This is a genomic window from Mesorhizobium sp. M2E.F.Ca.ET.209.01.1.1 (assembly GCF_004010375.2).
Classification (GTDB): domain Bacteria; phylum Pseudomonadota; class Alphaproteobacteria; order Rhizobiales; family Rhizobiaceae; genus Mesorhizobium.
This window is the reverse complement of the sequence record NZ_SADP02000861.1, coordinates 1-315: the sequence shown is the minus strand read 5'-3', so window position 1 is coordinate 315 and position 315 is coordinate 1. Positions and strand designations below refer to the sequence as shown.

Sequence of the window (315 nt, the reverse complement as noted above, 5' to 3'; positions counted from 1 at the left end):
GCTGGCTCTTGTTTCTCGCCCTCTTTCCTCTCGGGATCATGAACGTCGCCGCAATGGCCGTGGTCACCTTGCTGGTCCTTGCGGAAAAGACCCTTCCGGCAGGAGATCGGATCGCAAAGATGTCGGGTGTCGCTCTGCTCCTTTATGGCGCGGCGGTGCTGGTCTTTCCACAGGCGCTGCCGACCTTCCAGCCGATGGACGCGATGATCATGAACTGAGCGGGGACGGAAGTCTAAACTGATATATTGGTGATAGACGCGAGAAAGAGCCTGCCGCTCGCGCGATGCAACTGTCACCGATCCAGACTGTCGGGTC

1 protein-coding gene is annotated in these 315 nt (G+C 58.7%); it reads left to right on the top strand.

All coding sequences use genetic code 11. The features are described from left to right. On the top strand, positions 1-218 hold a 218-nt coding region (locus EN852_RS38235), incomplete at its 5' end, for a DUF2182 domain-containing protein (RefSeq protein WP_135879865.1). Between the last annotated feature and the right edge of the window lie 97 nt (positions 219-315).